The following is a 20,425-nucleotide window of genomic DNA, read 5'->3' on the forward strand; positions in this document are numbered from 1 at the left end:
CGACCGTACCAATAGCGACGCCCGCAACACTCATCTTGAAGACAATGACTAACAGTAAGTTTAGCACGGTATTGATGATCCCGGCGGCAACAAGACAATAAAGCGGGCGCTTCGTGTCTCCCATGCTACGGAGAATGCTTGCCCCGAAGTTGTAAATCATGAAGAAGGGCATCCCGAGAAAGTAAATGCGAAGATACAGAACTGCCAAGTCAATGACATCATCGGGCGTGTCCATAGCTTCCAGTATCGGGCGGGCTATGAGTAAACCTACCACGAGTAGTAGGCACCCGCTTGTCAAGGCGATCACGGAGACCGTGTGTATGGCATTTTTGATTCCCCGTTCATCTTTTTGCCCGATGTAGTTGGCGATCACGACATTTGCCCCGACGGATATTCCCACGAACAGGTTAATCATCAAGCTGATCACCGAACTGTTGCTTCCCACAGCTGCCAGAGCCTGATCGCTGGCAAATCTTCCCACGACGGCCACATCTACCGAGTTGAATAACTGCTGCAGGATGCTACTTGCCGCTAATGGCAGAGAAAACAACAGAATCTTGTTCAATAAACTTCCGTGCAGCATATCCATCCGGACCGCACCTTGTGATGATTTATTATGAGTACGCATATTTTGATATTTTCATGATGCGAAAGTACAGGAAACAACCTGATAATAGCATACACGGATTACTTTTTGTTTTATCAATTTTACTGATCGGGTAATAGAGAGGGATAAAAAAATCCGCCTCGTTCGAGGCGGATTCTTTATATAGACTTACTGTATTATTAGCAGTGTCCTTGAGCGCACATAGCCTCAGCAACTTTGATAAAGCCACCGATGTTAGCACCCTTAACATAGTTGATCTTGTTACCTTCTTTACCGAATTTAACGCAAGTATCGTGGATGTCTTTCATGATCTGAGACAATTTAGCGTCTACTTCTTCAGCAGTCCAGCTATATCTCATTGAGTTTTGGCTCATTTCAAGACCAGAAACAGCAACACCACCGGCGTTGGCAGCTTTACCCGGAGCGAAAGTGATGTGAGCGTTAGCATAGTTCACTGCTTCTGCAGTACAACCCATGTTAGACGTTTCAACGATCATTTGGCAACCGTTAGCAACCAATTTCTTAGCGTCATCTTCGTTCAACTCGTTTTGGATAGCGCAAGGGAATGCGATGTCACATTTAACTTCCCAAGGTTTAGCTTTCGGGAAGAATTTAGCACCGAATTTCTCAGCGTAAGGAGCTACAACGTCGTTGTTGCTAGCACGCAATTCCAACATGTAGTCTACACCTTCTTGAGTAAGACCTTTCTCGTCATATACGTATCCGTCAGGACCAGAGATCGTAACAACTTTAGCTCCTAATTGAACTAATTTTTGAGCAGCACCCCAAGCTACGTTACCGAAACCAGAAAGAGCAACTACTTTACCGGCGATTTTCTCACCTTTTTCAGCCAACATGTGTTGTGCGAAATAAACGGTACCGTAACCAGTAGCTTCCGGACGTACTCTTGAACCACCGAATTCACGGTTCTTTCCAGTTAATACACCAACGAATTCGTTGCGGATTCTCTTGTATTGTCCGAACAAGAAACCGATTTCACGACCACCAACACCGATATCTCCAGCAGGTACGTCAGTATCAGCACCGATATATTTGCAAAGTTCAGTCATGAAGCTTTGGCAGAAACGCATGATTTCGTTATCTGATTTTCCTTTCGGGTTGAAGTCAGAACCTCCTTTACCACCACCCATCGGAAGAGTAGTCAAAGAGTTTTTGAAAGTTTGTTCGAAACCTAAGAATTTCAAACCGCCAAGGGTTACTGACGGGTGGAAACGCAAACCTCCTTTGTACGGTCCAATAGCACTGTTGAATTGTACTCTATAACCACGGTTGATTTGTACTTCACCTTTATCGTCGATCCAGGGCACTCTGAACATGATTACTCTTTCAGGTTCTACCATTTTCTCAAGGATCTTGTTTGCCTTGTATTTCGGGTTTGCCTGATAGGTATCCCATACAGTTTCAATCACTTCTTGAACTGCCTGGTGGAATTCTGATTCACCTACGGTTCTAGCCTTTAAGGCATCCATGAATTCTTTAATCTCTGCTTTCATTTGAATATTGTTTAAGTAAAAACTTTAAAAAAACATTTTCATTTACTTGAATTATCAAAATTCGGTTCAAAGGTATGCTTTTGTTTATGATTCCAAAAATTTTTCGAGTTATTTTTTGGTAGGTGCAAACGTTATAATAGTTTAAAATTTCAATCACGATTCATGAAGTGCTATGAATCTGTAATAAAACCTGTTAAATGAGCGTGTAACAATTACCGGGGAGTTGCATCACGTGACCTTCCAGTTCGAGTTTTAAAAGAAGTACGGAGAGGTCATGCACGGGTATGCGTGTAAGTTGATGTAACTGGTCGATATTTTGTTCTCCCCTTTTTAACAGAATCTCCAAGAGTAATACTTCATTATTTGTTATGGGGAATAAATCCAGGGACATCTGGTAGGGTCCGGTTGGGAGAGGTGGCCAGTTGAGAATCCGGAGCAGGTCCTTGATGTTTTCTACCAAGGCGGCAATATTTTGTTTGATCAACAGGTTACACCCGGCGAAGGTCGGGTCTTCCGGTCTTCCGGGAATCGCCATCACGTCCCGGTTGTACGACAGGGCTTGTCGGGCGGTAGACATGGCCCCTCCTTTTATGGGAGATTCGGCGACAAGAATCGCCTCGCTCATGCCTGCCACGATACGATTGCGTTGGAGGAAATTTGTCGGTAAAATCTGTGCGCAAGTCGGAAATTCTGAAATTAAAGCTCCCCCTTGTTCCAGAATTTTTTCGGCCATATTTTTGTGTGAGGCGGGATAAACCATGTGTAGGCCGTGCCCGAGAACGGCCTGTGCTTTTAAACCGTAATGCATGCACGCCGTGTGGGCGGTAATGTCGATCCCGTAAGCCAATCCACTGATGATATTCGGGTGGTAACCTGTTTCGGCCAGTTCATGGAGCAACGTGTCTACTCGTTTCTTGCCCATTTCGGTTGCTTTGCGGGTTCCCACGATGGCAATATTCTTCGAGTCGGAGTCATCCAGAATCCCCTTATAAAATAGTACGAGTGGGGCATCCGCGCAATGTTTCAAAAGGCGGGGATAATTCGAATCTTCGATCCCGCATACCCGGATGTGATGTTTTTCCATGACGTCCAACTCCTGCTTTGCCATCTGTAACCAGCGGGAGCGTTCGGGTTGGATGTTTGTCAGGTTATTTTCCCGGAAAAGAGTCTCTATATTCTGATCTGTTTCTTCGAAAAAGCCGGAAATTCCGCCACATTGTTGGAACAAGGAGGCAAAAAGAGCATTGTTAAGCCGGGGTGCCATGGTGATGGCAACCCTTGTCAGGACCGAGTTTTCATGATTCATACGCCGATATTTAAAAGTGATTTATGACAAAAATACACCTTTATAGTTTAAAAAGCGAATGAAATGGAGAAAATGAGTTCATAAGGTTTGTAAAGTTTATAAGGTTTATAAAGTGTCGGGAGTCCTCCGGACAAAATCTATTGGCAACTCAAGCTGCCATGGACAAAGGTCTCGCAGGAGACCAAGAACTTTATAGACCTTACGAACCTTATAAACCTTATAAACTTCTTCTCTTTTGGGCATCTGATTAAAATAGTTTAATTTTGTACGGAAATACAGGATGAATGGAAAGTATCATTTTTACCACGGATGCCAGCATTGTCCTTGCCGAATTGCTGGGAGGAATCAGGCACGAGAATTTATTTATCGTGGCGGATAAACACACGGTCGGTTTTTGTGATCGCTTGTTTGAGAAGGTGGATTGGATTCCCTCTCACGTGACGGTTCTGGATTGCGGGGAAGAGTATAAGTCGATTGAAAGCGTCAGCCGGATTTGGATGATGTTGAGTAAACGGGGGGCGCGTCGATCTTCCATTCTCGTGTGCGTGGGAGGTGGTGTCGTGACGGATTTGGGAGGATTCGCGGCTTCCACGTTCAAACGGGGGATGCGTTGCATCAATGTTCCCACGACACTGCTGGCGCAGGTTGATGCATCCTTGGGCGGTAAAACCGGGTTTAATTTCAACGGTTTGAAAAACGAGATCGGCACGTTCTCCATCCCGGAAAAAGTGATTATCGATGTCCATTTTTTAAGTCATTTACCCGTGCGGGAACGAATGTCCGGTTTTGCGGAGATGATCAAGCATGGTTTATTATCAGACCGGGAGTATTTGACCCGGTTGTTGAGCTTGGACTATCAAGAAACGAGTCCGGAAGATTTTCTGGAGCTGATTCGGCGTTCCGTGACGATAAAAGATGAAATTGTCTCCCAAGACCCTAGGGAACAGGGACTGCGTAAAGTGTTGAATTTCGGACACACGATCGGGCATTCCATCGAAAGCTTGTCTATCATGCGGGGGATGGCTCTCTTGCACGGGGAGGCGGTGGCATTGGGATTGGTGGCCGAATTGTACCTGTCCGTCAAAGAAAAAGGTTTCCCGGAAGAAATTTACCGGGAAGTCCGGAATTTTGTTAAACGATATTATCCGAACTATCCTCTGATGGAGCATGTTGATACCTTGTATGAATTGATGTTGCATGATAAGAAAAACGAACGGCGGGGAGTGAATTTCACGTTACTCCCGGGTATCGGGGAGTTTTCACTGGATAATTATTGTTCGAAAGATTTAGTGGTTGAGGCATTGAGCCAAGTGTAAATAACGAGTGGAATTATGGATCGAGTTATCGCATGGGACAAGACGAAGATTGAAGGTGTGGCTGTTTTACCGGCTTCCAAGAGCATCTCGAACAGGGCGCTCGTGTTATGTGCCTTGGCAGGATGCCCGGTGCCGGAGAACTTGTCGGATAGCGATGATACACGGGTGTTGCGGGAGGCCCTGTCCACTTCAGACAGGTTGGTCAACGTGGGACACGCCGGAACTGCCATGCGTTTCTTGACAGCTTATTTTGCCTTGAAAGGCGGGGTTCGGGAATTAACCGGTTCGGAGCGTATGAAACAGCGTCCCGTGCAGGTATTGGTGGATGCTTTGCGGGAATTAGGTGCGAGTATCACCTATATGGGGGATGAGGGTTTTCCGCCTTTATGGATTACTTCCGCACCTTTACAAGGAGGGCGTTCCCTGTCGTTAGATGCGTCCGTGAGTAGTCAATACGTGTCGGCCTTGATGATGATTGCCCCTTTGCTGCCGGGAGGTTTGACTCTCGATTTGGAAGAAAGAATCGTTTCTGCCGCTTACATACGGATGACGGCCGGCATGATGCGCTTGTTCGGGGTAGACGTGCGTTTTGAAGGGAAAAAGATTATTATTCCCGAGAAGGGGTACATCCCGGTAAACCTGCGTGTGGAATCCGACTGGACGGCAGCATCTTATTTCTACGAGATGCTTTCTATTGTCAGGCAGGGGGAAATCTTTATTTCGGACTTGAAAAAAGACAGTTTGCAAGGGGATGCGCTGCAATATAGATTGTGGGAACAATTAGGGGTGCAAACAGAATGGCGGGAATCGGGTGTTCTCTTGCGGGTTGCCGGTGAAAACACGGGTTTGTTCGAGGCGGATTTCACGGAAATACCCGATCTGGCTCTAACTTTTATCGTGACTTGTTGTTTAAAAGATATTCCGTTTCATATTCGCGGCTTGGAAACTTTGTATGTTAAAGAGTGTGACCGGGTGGCCGCTTCGATTCGAGAGTTACATAAATTGGGGTATGATCTGGATGTCCCCGTGCATGGCGAGTTGTCATGGAATCGGGAACGGAATACGTTGATTTCATTGGAAATAGATACTTATCAAGACCATCGTATGGCAATGGCGTTTGCTCCTGTCGGGTTAAAGTTACCCGGTTTGGTCATCCGCAATGCCGGGGTGGTGACGAAGTCTTTCCCTACATTTTGGGAACAGCTGGATAAATTATTGATTTAATCATCCGATTAATCACGAAATCATTTAATCGGCAATCACGGAATCTATTTATTTATGGAATCATTATTACAATCTTCTTATTTTGCGTTGTTTTTAATTGTTGCTCTAGGTTTTATACTGGGACGAATTAATTTTAAAGGAATATCGCTGGACGTGTCAGCGGTCATTTTTATCGCCTTGCTTTTCGGTCATTTCGGGGTAATTATCCCGAAAGAACTGGGAAATTTCGGGCTGGTACTATTTATTTTCACGATCGGAATGCAGGCCGGACCGGGATTTTTTACCTCGTTTAAAGCGAAAGGGAAAGTGTTGGCAATTATCACGTTATTAATCGTGGCCACGGCAGCACTGACCGGAATCGCCTCTAAATATTTGTTTGACATTGATACGCCGAGTGTCGTGGGATTGATCGCGGGAGCGTTGACGAGTACGCCGGGTTTAGCTGCCGCTATTGATGCCACGGGTTCCTCGTCCTCTTCCATTGCTTACGGGATTGCCTATCCTTTTGGGGTGATCGGGGTGATTCTGTTCGTGAAACTTTTACCTAAGATATTACGCGTGGACATCCGTGCGGAAGAGAAACGATTGGAAGCCTTGCAACAACAACAATACCCGGAGATCAAAACGGCTGTTTTCCGGGTGAGTAATCCGAACGCTTTTGACAAGAGCTTGGCTGATCTGCAAATTCGGACCATGACCGGGGCCGTGGTTTCCCGTTTGGTTCACGATAACCTGACCGAGATCCCGACCCCTCTATCCGTGTTGCGGGAGGGAGATTTGATCAAGGCGGTAGGTTCCCCGAATGCGTTGCGGCAGTTAGAAATCCTGGTCGGGGAAAAGATGAATCAGGATTTGCCTCTGGGGGATAGCATTGATATGCAGTACGTACTGTTGACGAATAAAGAGGTGGCCGGGAAGAGCTTGGGGAGTTTGAGCCTGCATCAGAATTATCACTGTACGGTGACCCGTGTGCGTCGTTCCGGTATTGACGTGGCCCCGAGTCCCGATTTGGTTCTGCGTTTTGGTGATAAGCTGACGGTAATAGCCCGGAAGGAGAGCATGAAGGACGTGTTGAATCTTTTGGGGAATGACAAGAAACGTTTGTCGGACACCGATTTTTTCCCGATAGCAATGGGTATCGTGTTGGGTGTGCTTTTCGGAAAAGTGAATATCTCTTTTTCCGATAGTTTCACCTTTTCTCCGGGATTGACGGGAGGAATTCTGATCGTGGCTCTGGTTTTGGGTTATCTTGGTAAGACTGGACCTATCGTGTGGTCTATGTCCGGCCCGGCCAATCAATTGTTACGTCAATTAGGGTTGTTACTGTTTTTGGCGGAAGTCGGGACCTCGGCAGGCGTGAATCTGGTACAAACTTTCATGGATAGCGGGTTAACCCTGTTCGGGGTGGGTTTTGCTATTACCTTGTTGCCGATGATCGTGGCTCTGTTGGTGGGGTACTACGGTTTCCGGATCAATATTTTGGATCTGATGGGAACGATCACGGGAGGAATGACAAGTACACCGGGATTGGCTGCCGCTGATTCCATGACTGACAGTAACATCCCGAGCGTGGCCTATGCAACGGTTTATCCGATAGCGATGGTATTTCTAATTATCTGTATTCAACTATTAAGTATGTTAATTTGAACATAAATTACGAGGAATACTTTTTATAAGTGGAAAATAAAAAATATTTTTGTCTCGCTATGATTCAAAATAAGTGCAAAATTGGATGAATCAATATTAATAGAGAGATTGCGACGGAATGATCGAAAAGCCTATTCAGATTTGTTTGACGGGTATTTCGATAAGTTGTTCACGTTTGCCCTGAATATGGTTTTCCGGGAAGACGTGGCCAATGATATTGTGCAGGAGGTCTTTATTGCGATCTATGAAAAATCGGTTCTGAAAAATTACCAAGGTTCCTTGAAAGCCTATCTTTACACGAGCGTGCGCAATCGTTGCTACAATTACCTGCGGGATGCGAAAGTTGAAGATCGTAACATGGCGTTATACGCCGAGGCGGCAGTCTATTCGGACAACGTGGACATGATCGATCGGGAGGAGATTCTGGAGAAAATCCGGGAGGTGTTGGACGAGTTACCGGAAAAATGCCGGGAAGTGTGCCTTCTTCGTTTCGTGCATGGGTACAAGTACAGCGAGATTTCCGAACAGTTGGGGATGAATGAGAATACCGTGAAGGTACAGTTGCATCGCGGGTTGGAAAAGTTGAAACGTTGTTTCTCGGATTATGATTTCGTGCTAGTGCTTTTCATGTTGACGGTTTGTCTTGAATATGTATAGGCTGTTTCAAATCGGCTCCATTCGTGTGTTGTGATGTGCGTGACCCAGGTAGGCTGTTTTTGTCCTTGAAAAACGAGATCTCGGAGGAAGCTTCTGCCGGGTATGGTTATCATGTCACAATTAAATTGTTATTATAGACCAAACTGAATGTTAATATATCCTATCGTAATACAAATATTTGTTATTGTTATAGGAGCGGGATAGGGGAGGAATGGGAGCGGAATGGGAGCGGCTCGCAATATGATAACTGGATGATGAAATTATAATTACGATTTTTTACATTAGTTTGGATTTATCTCGTTCGCAACATTTATGAAATTGCGGGGGATAATCGAGTTGCAAAAAAAACGATATCACTTGCGAATGGAAGGTTTGATTTTAATGATAAGATAAAATTCTGAAATTTCTTCATCTCTCCTGTAAACATTTTTCAAGGTTTCGTGTTATAGGGACGAAATTTTTAGAAAAATACTATGAAAATGGATTGGAGGTTGATAAAACGGAGCTTTACTTCTTCACTGGATGAGGAGGATAGGCAGGTTTTAGAGGCTTGGCTGGATGAATCGGAAAGGCATCGGCAGCTCTACGAGGAGATGAAACGTTTCGTGGCGAGGCGGGAGAATTTCCAGTTGGATGTGGAGACAAAGAAACGATTTAAACGGGATTTCGAGACGAGAGTTGACGAGGCTTACCGGAGACGGGGACGACGGGTATGGTTGAAGGTGGTGAGTTATGCGGCGATGTTGGCGTTGCCGATTATTGCGGGAATGTTACTTTGGACAAGGCAATCCGTGGTGGAAGGTGTGGATTACGGTATCGGGCCTATCGAGCATGGCGTGAGAAAAGCGACGTTGGTGTTGAATGACGGGAAAGTCCTTGCTCTTGATACTTCCCGGATGACACTGAAAGAGATTGACGGGGTGACGATTCACACGAATGATCAAGCGTTGGTTTACGTGGATTCTTTGGATAATAAGGGTGTTAATTTACAGAATCGGTTGATTACTCCTAAAGGGGGAGAGTACACGATCATGCTGGCCGACGGGACGAAAGTGTGGGTGAATGCGGCAACGGAGATTCGTTACCCGGTGAAGTTTGCGGGTAAGGAGAGACGGGTACGGTTGGAAGGAGAGGCTTATTTTGAGGTGGCAAAGGATACCGAGAAACCGTTTATCGTGGAGGTGAACGGGATGGAGGTGAAGGTGTACGGAACGCGGTTTAACGTGAACACTCGTCGGGATGACCAGATCCAAACGACATTGGTGGAAGGTTCCGTGTCGGTGAAACCGAAGGGATTGGCGGAAGTGATGTTGAAATCAAATCAGCAAGCGGTGTTTAACAAGCTCGCGGGACGGGTTTCGGTTCGGGACGTGGACGTGTTATCTTACGTGGCGTGGCAGCGAGGAAATTATTATTTCGAGAACAAGAGTATAGGCGAGATACTGGATGAACTGTCGTTGTGGTATGATATTCAGGTGTTCTTTGTGAATAACGAGGTAAGAAACGAACGGTTTAGCGGGTATTTGCCCCGTTACGAGGAAATCAATGGGTTGTTGTTTCTGATCGAGAAGACATCCCATGTGCAGTTCGAGATAAAAGGTAGAGTGATAATCGTGCGAAAATAAAATTCCGGACAAGCGGCTACTTATCCGGAGTTTGAATTCATTCGGGTAAACAAATGCGACAATGTTTACCCAAGTAGTTTTTTAATTCAAAAATCAAATGTATGAAAAAAAAACAAAGTTTTTACTATTTCTATGGTAAAAAGAATTTATTGAAAATCATGAGGTTATTATTTATTTTGATGACAATGACCAGCATGACGATTTCTGCCAATAGTTTCTCGCAAGAACAGCGGGTGACGTTGGACGTGAAAAATGTTGGTGCGATGGAACTATTTAAACAGATTCAGAAGGAGACGAATCTGTTCTTCGTGTATAATGATACGGATTTGATTTCGTTCAATAAAATAACAGTTTCTGCCAAGGATGAGGCCGTGGATGTTTTGTTGAACCGGGTCTTCACGGGGTTGGATTTTTTGTTCGAGGGAAACGTGATTATCGTGAAGCCTTCGATCGCTAGAGATGACGAGAAAGAGGTTAAGAAGTATGTTATCAAGGGAAAAGTGGTTGACGAGAAGAATCAACCACTACCGGGTGTAACGATTCGTTTGGATAGCACGACGGTTGGGTGTGCTACTGATGCGGCGGGAAGGTTTGCTTTGACATTGCCCGTGGCATCCGGCAAATTGATATTCTCATTTGTTGGTTTTAAGATGGAAACGAAAACTTTTAAAGCCGGAGACGAGTTGCTCGTGAAGTTGAAAGAGGAAGCGTCCGACTTGGATGAGGTTACCGTGATTGCTTACGGTGAGCGGAATAAAAAGGAATTGATTAGTTCCGTGTCGTCCGTGAAAGCTAAAGATCTGGAAGAGGTCCCGTCTTCTAGTTTAGAGAATTTGTTGCAAGGACACATGGCAGGAGTGGAAGTGAATAACGTGTCCGGAGCCCCGGGAGGTGGGGGTACCCGTATTGCAGTTCGGGGATATAACACGTTGATGTTGGATGGAAAAAGTGATAATACTCCCTTGTATGTGGTAGATGGTGTGCCCATTCAGTCGTTCACTTCTCCTTTAACCGGAACGAATACTTTGGCAGAGATCGATCCGTTGACTATCGAGTCTGTCGAGGTACTAAAAGATGCAGCCTCTGCGGCGATTTATGGTTCTCGGGCCAGTAATGGCGTGATTTTGATCACGACGAAGAAAGGGAAAACCGGACAAGCTACTTTCCAGGCAAATGTTTCTTATTCATGGAGTTTTTTACCGGAGACCCCGACCCAGATTCAGGGACATGGTGAGCGTCAATGGTGGATTTATGCGGCGAAGAATTACGCTACGGGATATTTTGTAAATAATAAAGTACAGTGGCCCACGTCCCCCGAGGAAGTTTACGGAACTACGGGAGCGTATGATTTCTTTTGGGGAAACGGGCGAAAAGAGAGCGCCTATTTGAATCGGGCATTGCAGGATAGTTTGAATCCGTTTTATAATAATTCCACAAATTGGTGGAAATATGTGTTTAAGACTGGTAAGACGTTGAACGCGAATGTACAGGCATTCGGGGGAACCGAACGTGTGAAGTATATGGTGGGATTGGGTTGGTATAATGAAGAAGGTATTAATGTGGGTTCCGAATTTTCAAGGGCGAATTTAATTTCAAACTTGAATTTGACACCTCGGAAGAATTTGACATTCGATGCACAGTTGTCTTTGAGTTATTCGGATATGAGTATGGCGTCCGGTGGACTGGGGAGTGGAAATATAGCCTATATGACAGTGAATCCTGCAGGAACCTCGACTTTGTTTCCGGGTTCAGGGGTTGCTTATGATAATATATTTCAGAATATCAATGAGGTTTCGGAGAAGAAATATGATTTTGGAATTCGAGTAAATACACGCTTGGCTTATAAGGTCATAGAGGGACTGGATGTTTCGGCTTCTCTCGCGTTGGATTATGCCCAATCTCAAGTGAATCGATTTGAACCGAGTTCGATGGATCCGAATTACGGGTTGAGTAAATCGGAAGGAAGAATGAATGGGGCGATGTTGTTGCAGACGGAAGAATTGTTACATTATAATTTTTCGTTGCGTGAGCGGCATAATTTTGATTGGTTGCTAGGATTCTCTTATACTCGTGAATCATTTAATAATTTAGAGGGAGTAGGAAAGGGATCGCCGAGTAATTACATTCATTATGTCGTGGAGGGAATGCCCGTGATGAAGGATTTGAATGGTGTGCCGACAAACATGCAAACTTTCGGTTCTGGTTTTCAAGAAAAGAAAATGGTCAGTGTCTTTGGACGATTGGCGTATAATTATGACAAAAAGTATTTGATGGAGTTTACGTTACGTCGGGATGGTTCGTCCGTGTTCGGTAAAGATGTGCGTTGGGCTACTTTCCCCTCAGTGGCTTTAGGGTGGAATTTCTCGGATGAGAGTTTTATGGATAGTTTCTGGTGGCTGAGTCATGGGAAGATACGTGCGTCTTGGGGTAAATCCGGACAGACGTTTAAAGATCCTTATTTAGCTCAAGGGGTAATCAATATTGCCGGGACGTTCTTGGGTGTGTCCGGGTTACAACCGGCCCAGTTACAGAATTCTGGGTTGACTTGGGAAAAGTCCGATCAATATGACTTGGGGCTGGATGTCGATTTGTTTGATTATCGTTTGAAAATGAAGTTGGACTATTATTATAAATATACCTCTTCTATATTATGGAATGTAGATCTTCCGGGATCGATATATTTCTTCAAAACGAAGTGGGATAATGCCGTGGAGTTGTCTAACGAGGGGATTGAGCTGGAAGCACAATTCGATATTTTGCGGGATACGGAGGTGAAATGGAGAGCTCGTTTTAATATTTCCCGGAACTGGAATCGTTTGGAGAAAACAAATACGGGAATGGATCTAGGCGAACAGTTTGTTATTGGACGTCCGATAAATCAAATTAGAGTATATCGTGATTTGGGATTGGTTCAGAATGAAAATGATGTTCCGATAACTTGGGATCAATATGGTGTGCCTAGACCTTTGGGTAGTGGAGGGATGGCTCAACCTACTCGTCCCGGCATGAGGCATATCGCTGATTTGAACGGGGATGGTGTTATTTCGGAAGAGGATAAATATTTTGCAGGTTCTCCTTTACCATTGGCGTATGGGGGTATTGCCAGTGAGATTAAATGGAAAGGATTTGATTTGAATGTGTTGTTTAATTATTCTTTAGGAAGGAAAATTATCAATGCGTTTAAATACGGGGCTCTGAATTTTAATCCCATGAGTCTAGGGGCGCTTTTTGAAGATTACCGGAATGTTTCTTTCTGGCAGAAACCGGGAGATGAGACTGATTATCCCGTGATGTCGGCGATTAATAGTTATCATGTCGGCCAATTTGACGGTATCGTGGATTCTAATATCGAGAAAGTGAATTTTATTCGATTGAAACAATTGACGTTAGGCTATAATTTCCCGACAGAATGGATGAGAAAGATTCATTTACAGGGAGCGCGTGTGTTTTTCACGGGCGAGAACTTGTTCTTGTTAACTAATTATTCTGGGCTTGATCCGGAGAATGTGGATACGATGCACGGGATTGATCGGTTGGAAACTTTCCCGTCGGCAAGGAAATTAACATTGGGATTAACGGTAAAATTTTAATACATGAAAAAGATACTCTATATATTGATGCTCGGGCTTTTCACGTCTTGTGACAGTTGGTTGGATGTGCAGCCGGAGACGATCGTCAGTTTTGATAATTTTTTCCAGACAGAACAGGATTTGGAGTCTACCTTGTATCAATTACAAGATTACATGAATTCACAATTGTTGGATTTAACCCGGCAAGAACCGGCAGGTTTTATCGAGGATGGCGATTATCGTAGTCAACTTTACTTGTGGAATCCGTCAGAAATGCTGGAGAGCGTGGCTACCGATTGGAGAGGAATATATTATGTGGTCTACATGTCCAACGTTTTATTGGATAACGTGCATAAGGCCAGTAAAGAGGTTACGCCTGAACGGTTAGACTATTATCGTGCCCAAGCTTATTTTGGAAAAGCCATGGCTTATTTTTTTATCAGCCGTCGGTGGGGTGAAGCTCCTATTACTCTTAATAGTACTTCTTCTGAGGTACTTGGGAAGAAGCCTTATTTGGAGGTGATTGATACGGTTATTGCTAACGCGACGAGGGCATACAAGATGTTGCCGGTTCAAGCGGATTTGGTGGATCGTACGGGAAAAACAATTACATCGAAACAATTCGGATCTAAAGGGAGTGCTTGTGCTTTGCTGGCTCATGCTTACGCGTGGAAAGGAAGTTTGATAGATGTGATGGGTTTGGAAGGCTCTTCCCGGGATTGTTACACGGAAGCGGTGAAATACGCTACTTGTTTGATTGACGGTGATGCTGGGGATTATAGTTTGGTGCGTAATCCTGAGACGTTGTGTGAATTGTTTTCCGATAACACAAAAAACAATCCGGAGGCGATCTGGGAGTTTACTCTGGATACGCAATCCGATTTCATTATATCCGCTTTCATATTAGCCGGTGATTTTATCGGTTTTCCGGTGAAACCGGAATACACGGTTGATAGCTATATGTCACGTGGAATTACTTATGCAACGGTTGAAACGCTTTATGATCCGGATGACGCAAGGAAATCAGCTTATTTTAGTGATTATGAATTTTATAAGGAAGAACTCGGGTTGTCGCATTTCGTTTTTTTGAATAAATGGCGTGGGGTTTTGACGGAAGCTGACCCGTATGATCCGGGTAGCGTGAGAACTATTGCGTTTACTTCAAATTTGGCTTATTGGCGATTGAGTGATTTTTATTTGTTACGGGCCGAATGTAACGTGAAATTAGGAAATACGGAGCCGGCTCAAGCTGATTTGAACGAGATTCGGGGATTTAATAATGCTAAATTGTATCCTCATAGTAGTGGAGACGAAAAAGGTTTGCAGTATGCTATTTTCCACGAAAGGGAGAGAGAATTGTTGCTGGAGGGACATCGTTTTTATGATGTCGTTCGAAATGGAGTTGAGTACGTTAATGCTTATTTGCCGGGTAATCTGGCAAAATTGACCGTCAACGAGATCAAGGATGGTGCATTGTTTTTATCCATTTACAAGTCTGCATTTAATTATAATGATTTGTTGATACAAAATAAATATTGGGCTCAATTTGAATAAAGGTAGATATGAAACAAATTATATTATTAGGATTGTTATTGTCTGTATTCGTGGGATGCACGAAATATAATGAAATTAATACGGGTATCGCACAGAAGAAATATCCGGGAAATATGTATGAATATTTTCACTCCGATTCTTACAACTGGGATTCTCTGTTATTGTTGATAGATTACACCGGTTTGAAGGAATATTTTACGGGAGAGAAAGAGGGATACGAGACGATTACTTTTTTCGGACCGACAAATCATTCGATTCGTCGATGGATGTTGAATTATGTGGAACAAGGGATGTTCCCGTGGGATCCGCCCGTACAACTTTATAATTCGATGAGGGAATTGGTTGATGGTCTTGGGGTAGAGGCTTGTCGGGAAGAGATATTGAAACATGTTGTAAAGGGGAAGTATGAAGTGAAGGATATTCCGAGGGGGACAAGTAGTGACCCTTTGTCCGGTGTGATGTTTACATCTGCTACGGGGTTTAAGTTTAGAGTATTTTCTTTTAAAGAACCGTATGATGATGTTCCGGAAGGTGGTGCGTTGATAATATACATCGGTACGGGCAGGGAGTACACGACGATGCTTGATATCGCTTCGACTGATATAGAACCTACGAATGGAATAGTACATTCGATGTCATATACTTATACCGTGGGAGAATTAAAATAATGAAAGGAGACAAAATGAAACAGTTTGTAATATTTATATCGTTGATACTGCTTGTTGTAAGCGCGTGTCATGATGTTAAAGAGGGATACTTGAAAGTGGATCATGCTTGTTACGGTTCAGATACACTGTTTGTAAGGACGGAATTGGATCCCATGTATGATTATAATGATCAGACGCGATTGGATAATGAAGCTCCTTGGGTAACGACGAATATTTCGGGAGTTTTGGGAACCGAACCGTTAGAGTACGAGTTTGTGAGTGTGAAGGCTTCGGAAGGCGGGGATGCGGTTTTATTTGCTCAAGATATTACTGTCGGGGGATGTGGTAAAATTCAGATACCATTGGTACCGACAGCACCTAAGGGAACGTATCTTGTTTCGATCAAAGTGAGCAATGGTGATCATTCCGCGATTTTGTCTGATGTGATTACAATTATAATAAAGTAAGTGATGATGAAAAGATATTTCATGATGTTGTGCTTCACCCTGTTTATGGGGTGGAGCATGGTCGGAAACGGACAAGGTATTCAGTTTTTTAAAGGGACTTTTGATGAGGCATTGGTAAAAGCAAAGGAAGAGAAAAAGTTGATATTTGTAGATTTTTATGCCGTGTGGTGTGGTCCTTGTAAACAGATGGTCGAGAAGGTGTTTGTTGATGAGGAAGTCGGGAAGTTTATGAATGATAAGTTCGTTTGTATGCAGGTTGACGTGGAAAAGGCGGGATGGCAAAAAGAGACTGCGGAGAAATATAATGTGACGGTACTGCCAACCTTGATATTTTTTAAGGCTGATGCCAGCGTGGTAACTCGTTTGGCCGGGGCTAGGGATAAAGCTGATTTTTTACATTCGGTAAAAGTAGTTACTGGGGAACAGTTGAGTTTTGAGAAATTGTACGACCGGGCTAAATCCAAGAAAGATTTGGCTGATATGCAGTTGGTGTTAAAGCAAGCACCCGAGTACGTGGGTAGTTTACAGGGAATGGATGCCCAGAAATGGATCGTGCGCATCGAAAAGATGTACAACGAGTACACGAAAGCCAAGATGGGGCCGGATTTTATCAACAAGGAAGATTTACAGATTGTAAGTACGTTCAATAGGAAGAATGTGAAAGATGATGCTGTGATGGAATTCATGGTGAAGAATCTGGAATCCTACATGAACAAGTTGGGTGAGGCTCCCGGAATTCTGTTGGTGGAGTATAATAACAATATCATTGGAGATTTGGCTAAAGCTGGTAAGGAAGAGTATAAAAAATATTTGGAAAGGATTAATGGAGAGCTGGAAGCGGCTTATGCTATTATGCCCACGGGAACCTTGACCCCTTATGAGAAGTTCAAATATTATTATGACGGGATGTATTTGTTGTCTTACAAGAAGGATGTGGCTTCGTTCGTAGAGTTAATGAATAAGTATCTTGCAGCTTTGGGTGATCAGGTAGGAGCGAATGATTACGGGGAAATAGCCCAAAATATGTACGTCATGAGTAAGGGGAAATTGAATAACGAGCAGTTGGGACAAGTGAAGGAGTGGTTGGTGAAAGCTATGCAATACGAGGGAACAGGATTAATCGATCGGATCAATTTCGTGACGATGTTGGGAGACACGTACAAGGCGTTGAAACAGTTCGATAAGGCAAAAGACGCTTATAATCAAGGGTACATGGAAGCTTTGCAGATTGAGAATAAGATGCGTTCTGCGCAGATTCAAATGATTATGAAGCAGAAATTGGAAGCGCTGGAATTAGCAAAATAAAAGATATGAGGGGATTATTATTTTCAATTGCGATATTTCTTTTTACAGCCTTTACTCCCTCGGTAGCACAGGAAGGAATGGAGGGGTTACGTTACGGGAAGTTGGAGAACGGGTTGACTTATTACGTGAAACATTCCAAGGCAGAACCGGGACGGGTGAGTTTTTACCTGTTGCAGAATGTGGGTTCCATTTTGGAAGAGGATCACGAGAACGGGTTGGCGCATTTTCTGGAACACATGGCCTTTAACGGGACGACTCATTTTCCGGGTGGGGTGATGCCTTACTTGAGAGGGAAAGGTATTTTCACGTTTAACGCCCGGACTGGCATCAATCAAACCGTGTATAATATCGAGGATGTGCCCACGGCTGACGGGGGATTGGTCGATACGTGTATGTTTATCGTGAAGGACTGGTGTAACGAGATTTTACTAAAAGAGAAGGATATTGATGACGAGCGGGGCGTGATTATCGAGGAGTGGAGAAGTCATTATGACGTGGGACGACGTTTGCAAGAGGGGAGCGCTCCCGTGGTGTATAATCACACGAAGTATGCCCGGCGGAACGTGATCGGTACGGTGGAATTATTGAAAAGTTTCTTGTACGACCTGTTACGTGAATTTTACCACAAATGGTATCGTCCCGATTTGCAGTGCGTGATTATCGTGGGGGATATTGACGAGGTGGAGTACGAGAATAAAGTAAAAGAGATGTTCGGGCGGATCCCGGCACGGGTGAATCCGCAGGAACGCTACGAGGTGGAGATTCCCGACCGGGCGGACTTGGATTACATGCTGATTCTGGATCCGGAGAACCGGTCGAAGATGATCTCTTTCCACCAGAGGGCACACCGAGTCGATGGGTTGGATGAACTGGAACGGAAATCCTACTCGTTCAAGGCTCGCATTTTTAATGCGATTTGGGGGCAACGGCTGGCACGTATCGTGAATGCCAACCAAGAGAAGTTTTTGAGTGCATCGGCCGAGTTCGGGTCTTTCGTGCGGAATTACAATGGATTCTCTCTAGACATCGTACCTTATAAGGACAAGGATGTCGAGGCGTTTGAACAGGTGTGGATGGTATGGGAAGAGATTCGACGGTTCGGTTTCACGGATGTGGAAGTGGAACGGGTGCAGGAGGCGCTTTTCCAAGAATTGCAGAAAATGGAGAGTGCTGCGGAGAAGGAGAGTAATTCTTACTACGTGAGCGTGTTCCAGTCGCATTTTTTGAGTGGTTTACCTTTCCGGGAGCAGAGCGAGGAGCTGGACGTGTTGAAAGAGGCGTTATTGGAGATCACACCAGAAGATATGGCCGATTGGATTCATTCGTGGGCCACGGATTCGAACCGGATTATCGTGGTGTCAGGTAATGATAAGGATTACAAATATTTGACCAAGGATCAGGCGCTTGATGTCATGGCGGAGGTTGCCGAGAAAGACATCCAGCCGGAAGTGATTGAACACAAGACCCCGGAAGGATTTGATCTGAAACTCCAAGGGGGAACGATCAAGAAGGTGAAAAAGCTGGACCGGTTCAAGGCGGAAGAATGGACATTATCCAACGGGGCTAGGGTGTTTTACAAGTACGTGGAAGAGGGGAATGGTTTCTTCTCCATGGCTTGTAGCAGTCATGGCGGGCGTTCCGTGGTGGATGCTGAGGATTTACCGACGCTGGCAGCGATGCAGGCTTTGGCAATGAAGTCCGGACTATACAAGTACGACCTAAACACGTTGAAGGATCTCGTGCAGGGTAAACAGATTCGTTTGAACATGATGGTGAGTGATTACACGGAGGGTTTTGTTGGTAGTACGAAAGCAGACAATGCCGAGTTGTTGTTCCAGTTATATTACCTGATGTTCGAGGAACCCCGTTTCGAGAGACCTCAGTTTGACAAGTACGTGGAACGTGCTAAATATATGTACGAAAATCGTCGTCAGACTCCACAGGATCTGGTTCAGGATTCGATTCGGAAGTTGACGACTCGTATCGACGATCGTAACCGGGATTGGGGTGCGGCTTATTTCGACAAGATGAATTTCGAGCGGATGAAGTCGCTTTACCGGGAACGTTTCTCGAATGCGAAAGAGTTCACGTTCTGCATCGTGGGTGATATTGACCGGGACGAGGCCGCCCGCCTGACGTGTGAATATATCGGCTCGCTGCCTTTTCGCAAGGGGAAGAAGGAGGAATATATCATTCGTAATTACGACGTGGATACCGACACGATTGCCCGCGAGTTCAAGGTGGTAATGCCGGGAGACAAGGGAATGGTGAATTTGATGTTGGAGAATGATGGGAAGTTTTCCGATAAGGAACAAATGGCCTTGACAATTTGGGGACAGATGTTACGGAATCGCTTGTTTGCGATCGTTCGGGAGCAGGAGAGTGCGACGTATGGTGTTAACGTGGATGCCAACTGCACGACTTTCCCGTATCGTAAAGCCACTTTAATGGTGGGCTTCGAGACGCAACGGGACAAGGTGGAACGGATGAAGGAGATCATTTATAACGAGTTGGAAAGAAGTAAAGATGAGCTTTTCTCGGAGAGCGAATTGTCGCCAATTCTGATCTCTATCCGGCGGATGCAGGATCAACAGGGCGAGAATATCGGCATTGACTACTGGATGAACGTCTTGAATACTTATGCCGAGAGCAAGGTGGATGCCACGAATCATAAGGCTTTTGACAAGATGCTGGAAAGCATGACGGTCGAGGATGTTCGTAATGCAGCCCGGAAGTTTTTGAAAAATGTGAAAGTAAGAGATTGGGTAATAAAGTCGGAAGAGGTGAACCCGCTATCCGATTGGGAAAAATAGTGGAGAGAGTGTGACTTGTGAAAGGAGGAGTGTCAAAAGTCATTTTTCAAACTCCCTCCCCCCTTCGGGGTACTCCCTCTATAAACAGAGGGAGAGTTGAAATACTTCCTGTCTTCGGGAAGAGTCACCAGCTCCTCCTCTGTTTATAGAGGAGGTGGCACGAAGTGACGGAGG

The 20,425-nt window shown here is 44.7% G+C and carries 14 protein-coding genes; 11 read left to right on the plus strand and 3 right to left on the minus strand.

Annotated elements, in window-relative coordinates; translation table 11 throughout:
• From AB5542_RS18560 to dprA, 3 genes are all read right to left on the minus strand, one after another.
• The coding region (locus tag AB5542_RS18560; RefSeq protein ID WP_368243323.1) for an MATE family efflux transporter at positions 1 to 628 on the minus strand (628 nt) is incomplete at its 3' end.
• 158 nt (positions 629 to 786) lie between these two features.
• On the minus strand, positions 787 to 2,121 hold the full coding sequence (gene gdhA, locus AB5542_RS18565; protein ID WP_087419545.1) for an NADP-specific glutamate dehydrogenase: 1,335 nt from the start codon (positions 2,119 to 2,121) through the stop codon (positions 787 to 789).
• A gap of 193 nt (positions 2,122 to 2,314) precedes the next feature.
• The gene (dprA, locus tag AB5542_RS18570; RefSeq protein ID WP_279038388.1) at positions 2,315 to 3,427 is read right to left on the minus strand and encodes a DNA-processing protein DprA; all 1,113 of its coding nucleotides are present in this window, start codon (positions 3,425 to 3,427) and stop codon (positions 2,315 to 2,317) included.
• Between the two features lie 284 nt (positions 3,428 to 3,711).
• Between dprA and aroB the strand changes: the two genes are divergently transcribed.
• From aroB to AB5542_RS18625, 11 genes are all read left to right on the plus strand, one after another.
• Positions 3,712 to 4,743, plus strand: a complete 1,032-nt coding sequence (gene aroB / locus AB5542_RS18575; protein WP_279038386.1) for a 3-dehydroquinate synthase — start codon at positions 3,712 to 3,714, stop codon at positions 4,741 to 4,743.
• Between the two features lie 15 nt (positions 4,744 to 4,758).
• Entirely contained in the window at positions 4,759 to 5,967 is a 1,209-nt protein-coding gene (locus tag AB5542_RS18580; protein ID WP_279038384.1) for a 3-phosphoshikimate 1-carboxyvinyltransferase, read from the plus strand.
• Positions 5,968 to 6,021: 54 nt separating this feature from the next.
• Complete coding sequence (locus AB5542_RS18585; RefSeq protein WP_270543332.1) at positions 6,022 to 7,614, plus strand: aspartate:alanine exchanger family transporter; 1,593 nt, start codon at positions 6,022 to 6,024, stop codon at positions 7,612 to 7,614.
• A gap of 81 nt (positions 7,615 to 7,695) precedes the next feature.
• Positions 7,696 to 8,271, plus strand: a complete 576-nt coding sequence (locus AB5542_RS18590; protein WP_279038383.1) for an RNA polymerase sigma factor — start codon at positions 7,696 to 7,698, stop codon at positions 8,269 to 8,271.
• 479 nt (positions 8,272 to 8,750) lie between these two features.
• Positions 8,751 to 9,896 (plus strand): FecR domain-containing protein, encoded by a 1,146-nt coding sequence (locus AB5542_RS18595; RefSeq protein ID WP_279038382.1) that lies wholly within the window; start codon positions 8,751 to 8,753, stop codon positions 9,894 to 9,896.
• A gap of 101 nt (positions 9,897 to 9,997) precedes the next feature.
• Complete coding sequence (locus AB5542_RS18600; RefSeq protein ID WP_279038381.1) at positions 9,998 to 13,486, plus strand: SusC/RagA family TonB-linked outer membrane protein; 3,489 nt, start codon at positions 9,998 to 10,000, stop codon at positions 13,484 to 13,486.
• Positions 13,487 to 13,489: 3 nt separating this feature from the next.
• The gene (locus AB5542_RS18605; protein ID WP_279038379.1) at positions 13,490 to 15,019 is read left to right on the plus strand and encodes a RagB/SusD family nutrient uptake outer membrane protein; all 1,530 of its coding nucleotides are present in this window, start codon (positions 13,490 to 13,492) and stop codon (positions 15,017 to 15,019) included.
• A gap of 8 nt (positions 15,020 to 15,027) precedes the next feature.
• On the plus strand, positions 15,028 to 15,687 hold the full coding sequence (locus tag AB5542_RS18610; protein ID WP_279038377.1) for a hypothetical protein: 660 nt from the start codon (positions 15,028 to 15,030) through the stop codon (positions 15,685 to 15,687).
• Between the two features lie 14 nt (positions 15,688 to 15,701).
• Positions 15,702 to 16,133, plus strand: a complete 432-nt coding sequence (locus tag AB5542_RS18615) for a hypothetical protein (protein ID WP_279038376.1) — start codon at positions 15,702 to 15,704, stop codon at positions 16,131 to 16,133.
• Between the two features lie 3 nt (positions 16,134 to 16,136).
• The gene (locus AB5542_RS18620) at positions 16,137 to 17,438 is read left to right on the plus strand and encodes a thioredoxin family protein (protein WP_368243325.1); all 1,302 of its coding nucleotides are present in this window, start codon (positions 16,137 to 16,139) and stop codon (positions 17,436 to 17,438) included.
• A 5-nt stretch (positions 17,439 to 17,443) separates the two neighbouring features.
• Positions 17,444 to 20,251 carry a M16 family metallopeptidase gene (locus AB5542_RS18625; RefSeq protein WP_279038374.1) on the plus strand — a complete coding sequence of 936 codons (2,808 nt, stop codon included), beginning with the start codon at positions 17,444 to 17,446 and terminating at the stop codon, positions 20,249 to 20,251.
• Positions 20,252 to 20,425: the final 174 nt, after the last annotated feature.

The organism is Butyricimonas sp. RTP31003st1_G1_RTP31003_210430, from assembly GCF_040920905.1.
GTDB lineage: Bacteria > Bacteroidota > Bacteroidia > Bacteroidales > Marinifilaceae > Butyricimonas > Butyricimonas paravirosa.

What these genes read in the sequence shown, in the direction of transcription:
- gdhA (WP_087419545.1), bottom strand. Translation starts at nt 2,121, where the DNA reads ATGAAAGCAGAGATTAAAGAATTCATGGATGCCTTAAAGGCTAGAACC.
- dprA (WP_279038388.1), bottom strand. Translation starts at nt 3,427, where the DNA reads ATGAATCATGAAAACTCGGTCCTGACAAGGGTTGCCATCACCATGGCA.
- aroB (WP_279038386.1), top strand. Translation starts at nt 3,712, where the DNA reads ATGGAAAGTATCATTTTTACCACGGATGCCAGCATTGTCCTTGCCGAA.
- AB5542_RS18580 (WP_279038384.1), top strand. Translation starts at nt 4,759, where the DNA reads ATGGATCGAGTTATCGCATGGGACAAGACGAAGATTGAAGGTGTGGCT.
- AB5542_RS18585 (WP_270543332.1), top strand. Translation starts at nt 6,022, where the DNA reads ATGGAATCATTATTACAATCTTCTTATTTTGCGTTGTTTTTAATTGTT.
- AB5542_RS18595 (WP_279038382.1), top strand. Translation starts at nt 8,751, where the DNA reads ATGGATTGGAGGTTGATAAAACGGAGCTTTACTTCTTCACTGGATGAG.
- AB5542_RS18600 (WP_279038381.1), top strand. Translation starts at nt 9,998, where the DNA reads ATGAAAAAAAAACAAAGTTTTTACTATTTCTATGGTAAAAAGAATTTA.
- AB5542_RS18605 (WP_279038379.1), top strand. Translation starts at nt 13,490, where the DNA reads ATGAAAAAGATACTCTATATATTGATGCTCGGGCTTTTCACGTCTTGT.
- AB5542_RS18610 (WP_279038377.1), top strand. Translation starts at nt 15,028, where the DNA reads ATGAAACAAATTATATTATTAGGATTGTTATTGTCTGTATTCGTGGGA.
- AB5542_RS18615 (WP_279038376.1), top strand. Translation starts at nt 15,702, where the DNA reads ATGAAACAGTTTGTAATATTTATATCGTTGATACTGCTTGTTGTAAGC.
- AB5542_RS18620 (WP_368243325.1), top strand. Translation starts at nt 16,137, where the DNA reads ATGATGAAAAGATATTTCATGATGTTGTGCTTCACCCTGTTTATGGGG.
- AB5542_RS18625 (WP_279038374.1), top strand. Translation starts at nt 17,444, where the DNA reads ATGAGGGGATTATTATTTTCAATTGCGATATTTCTTTTTACAGCCTTT.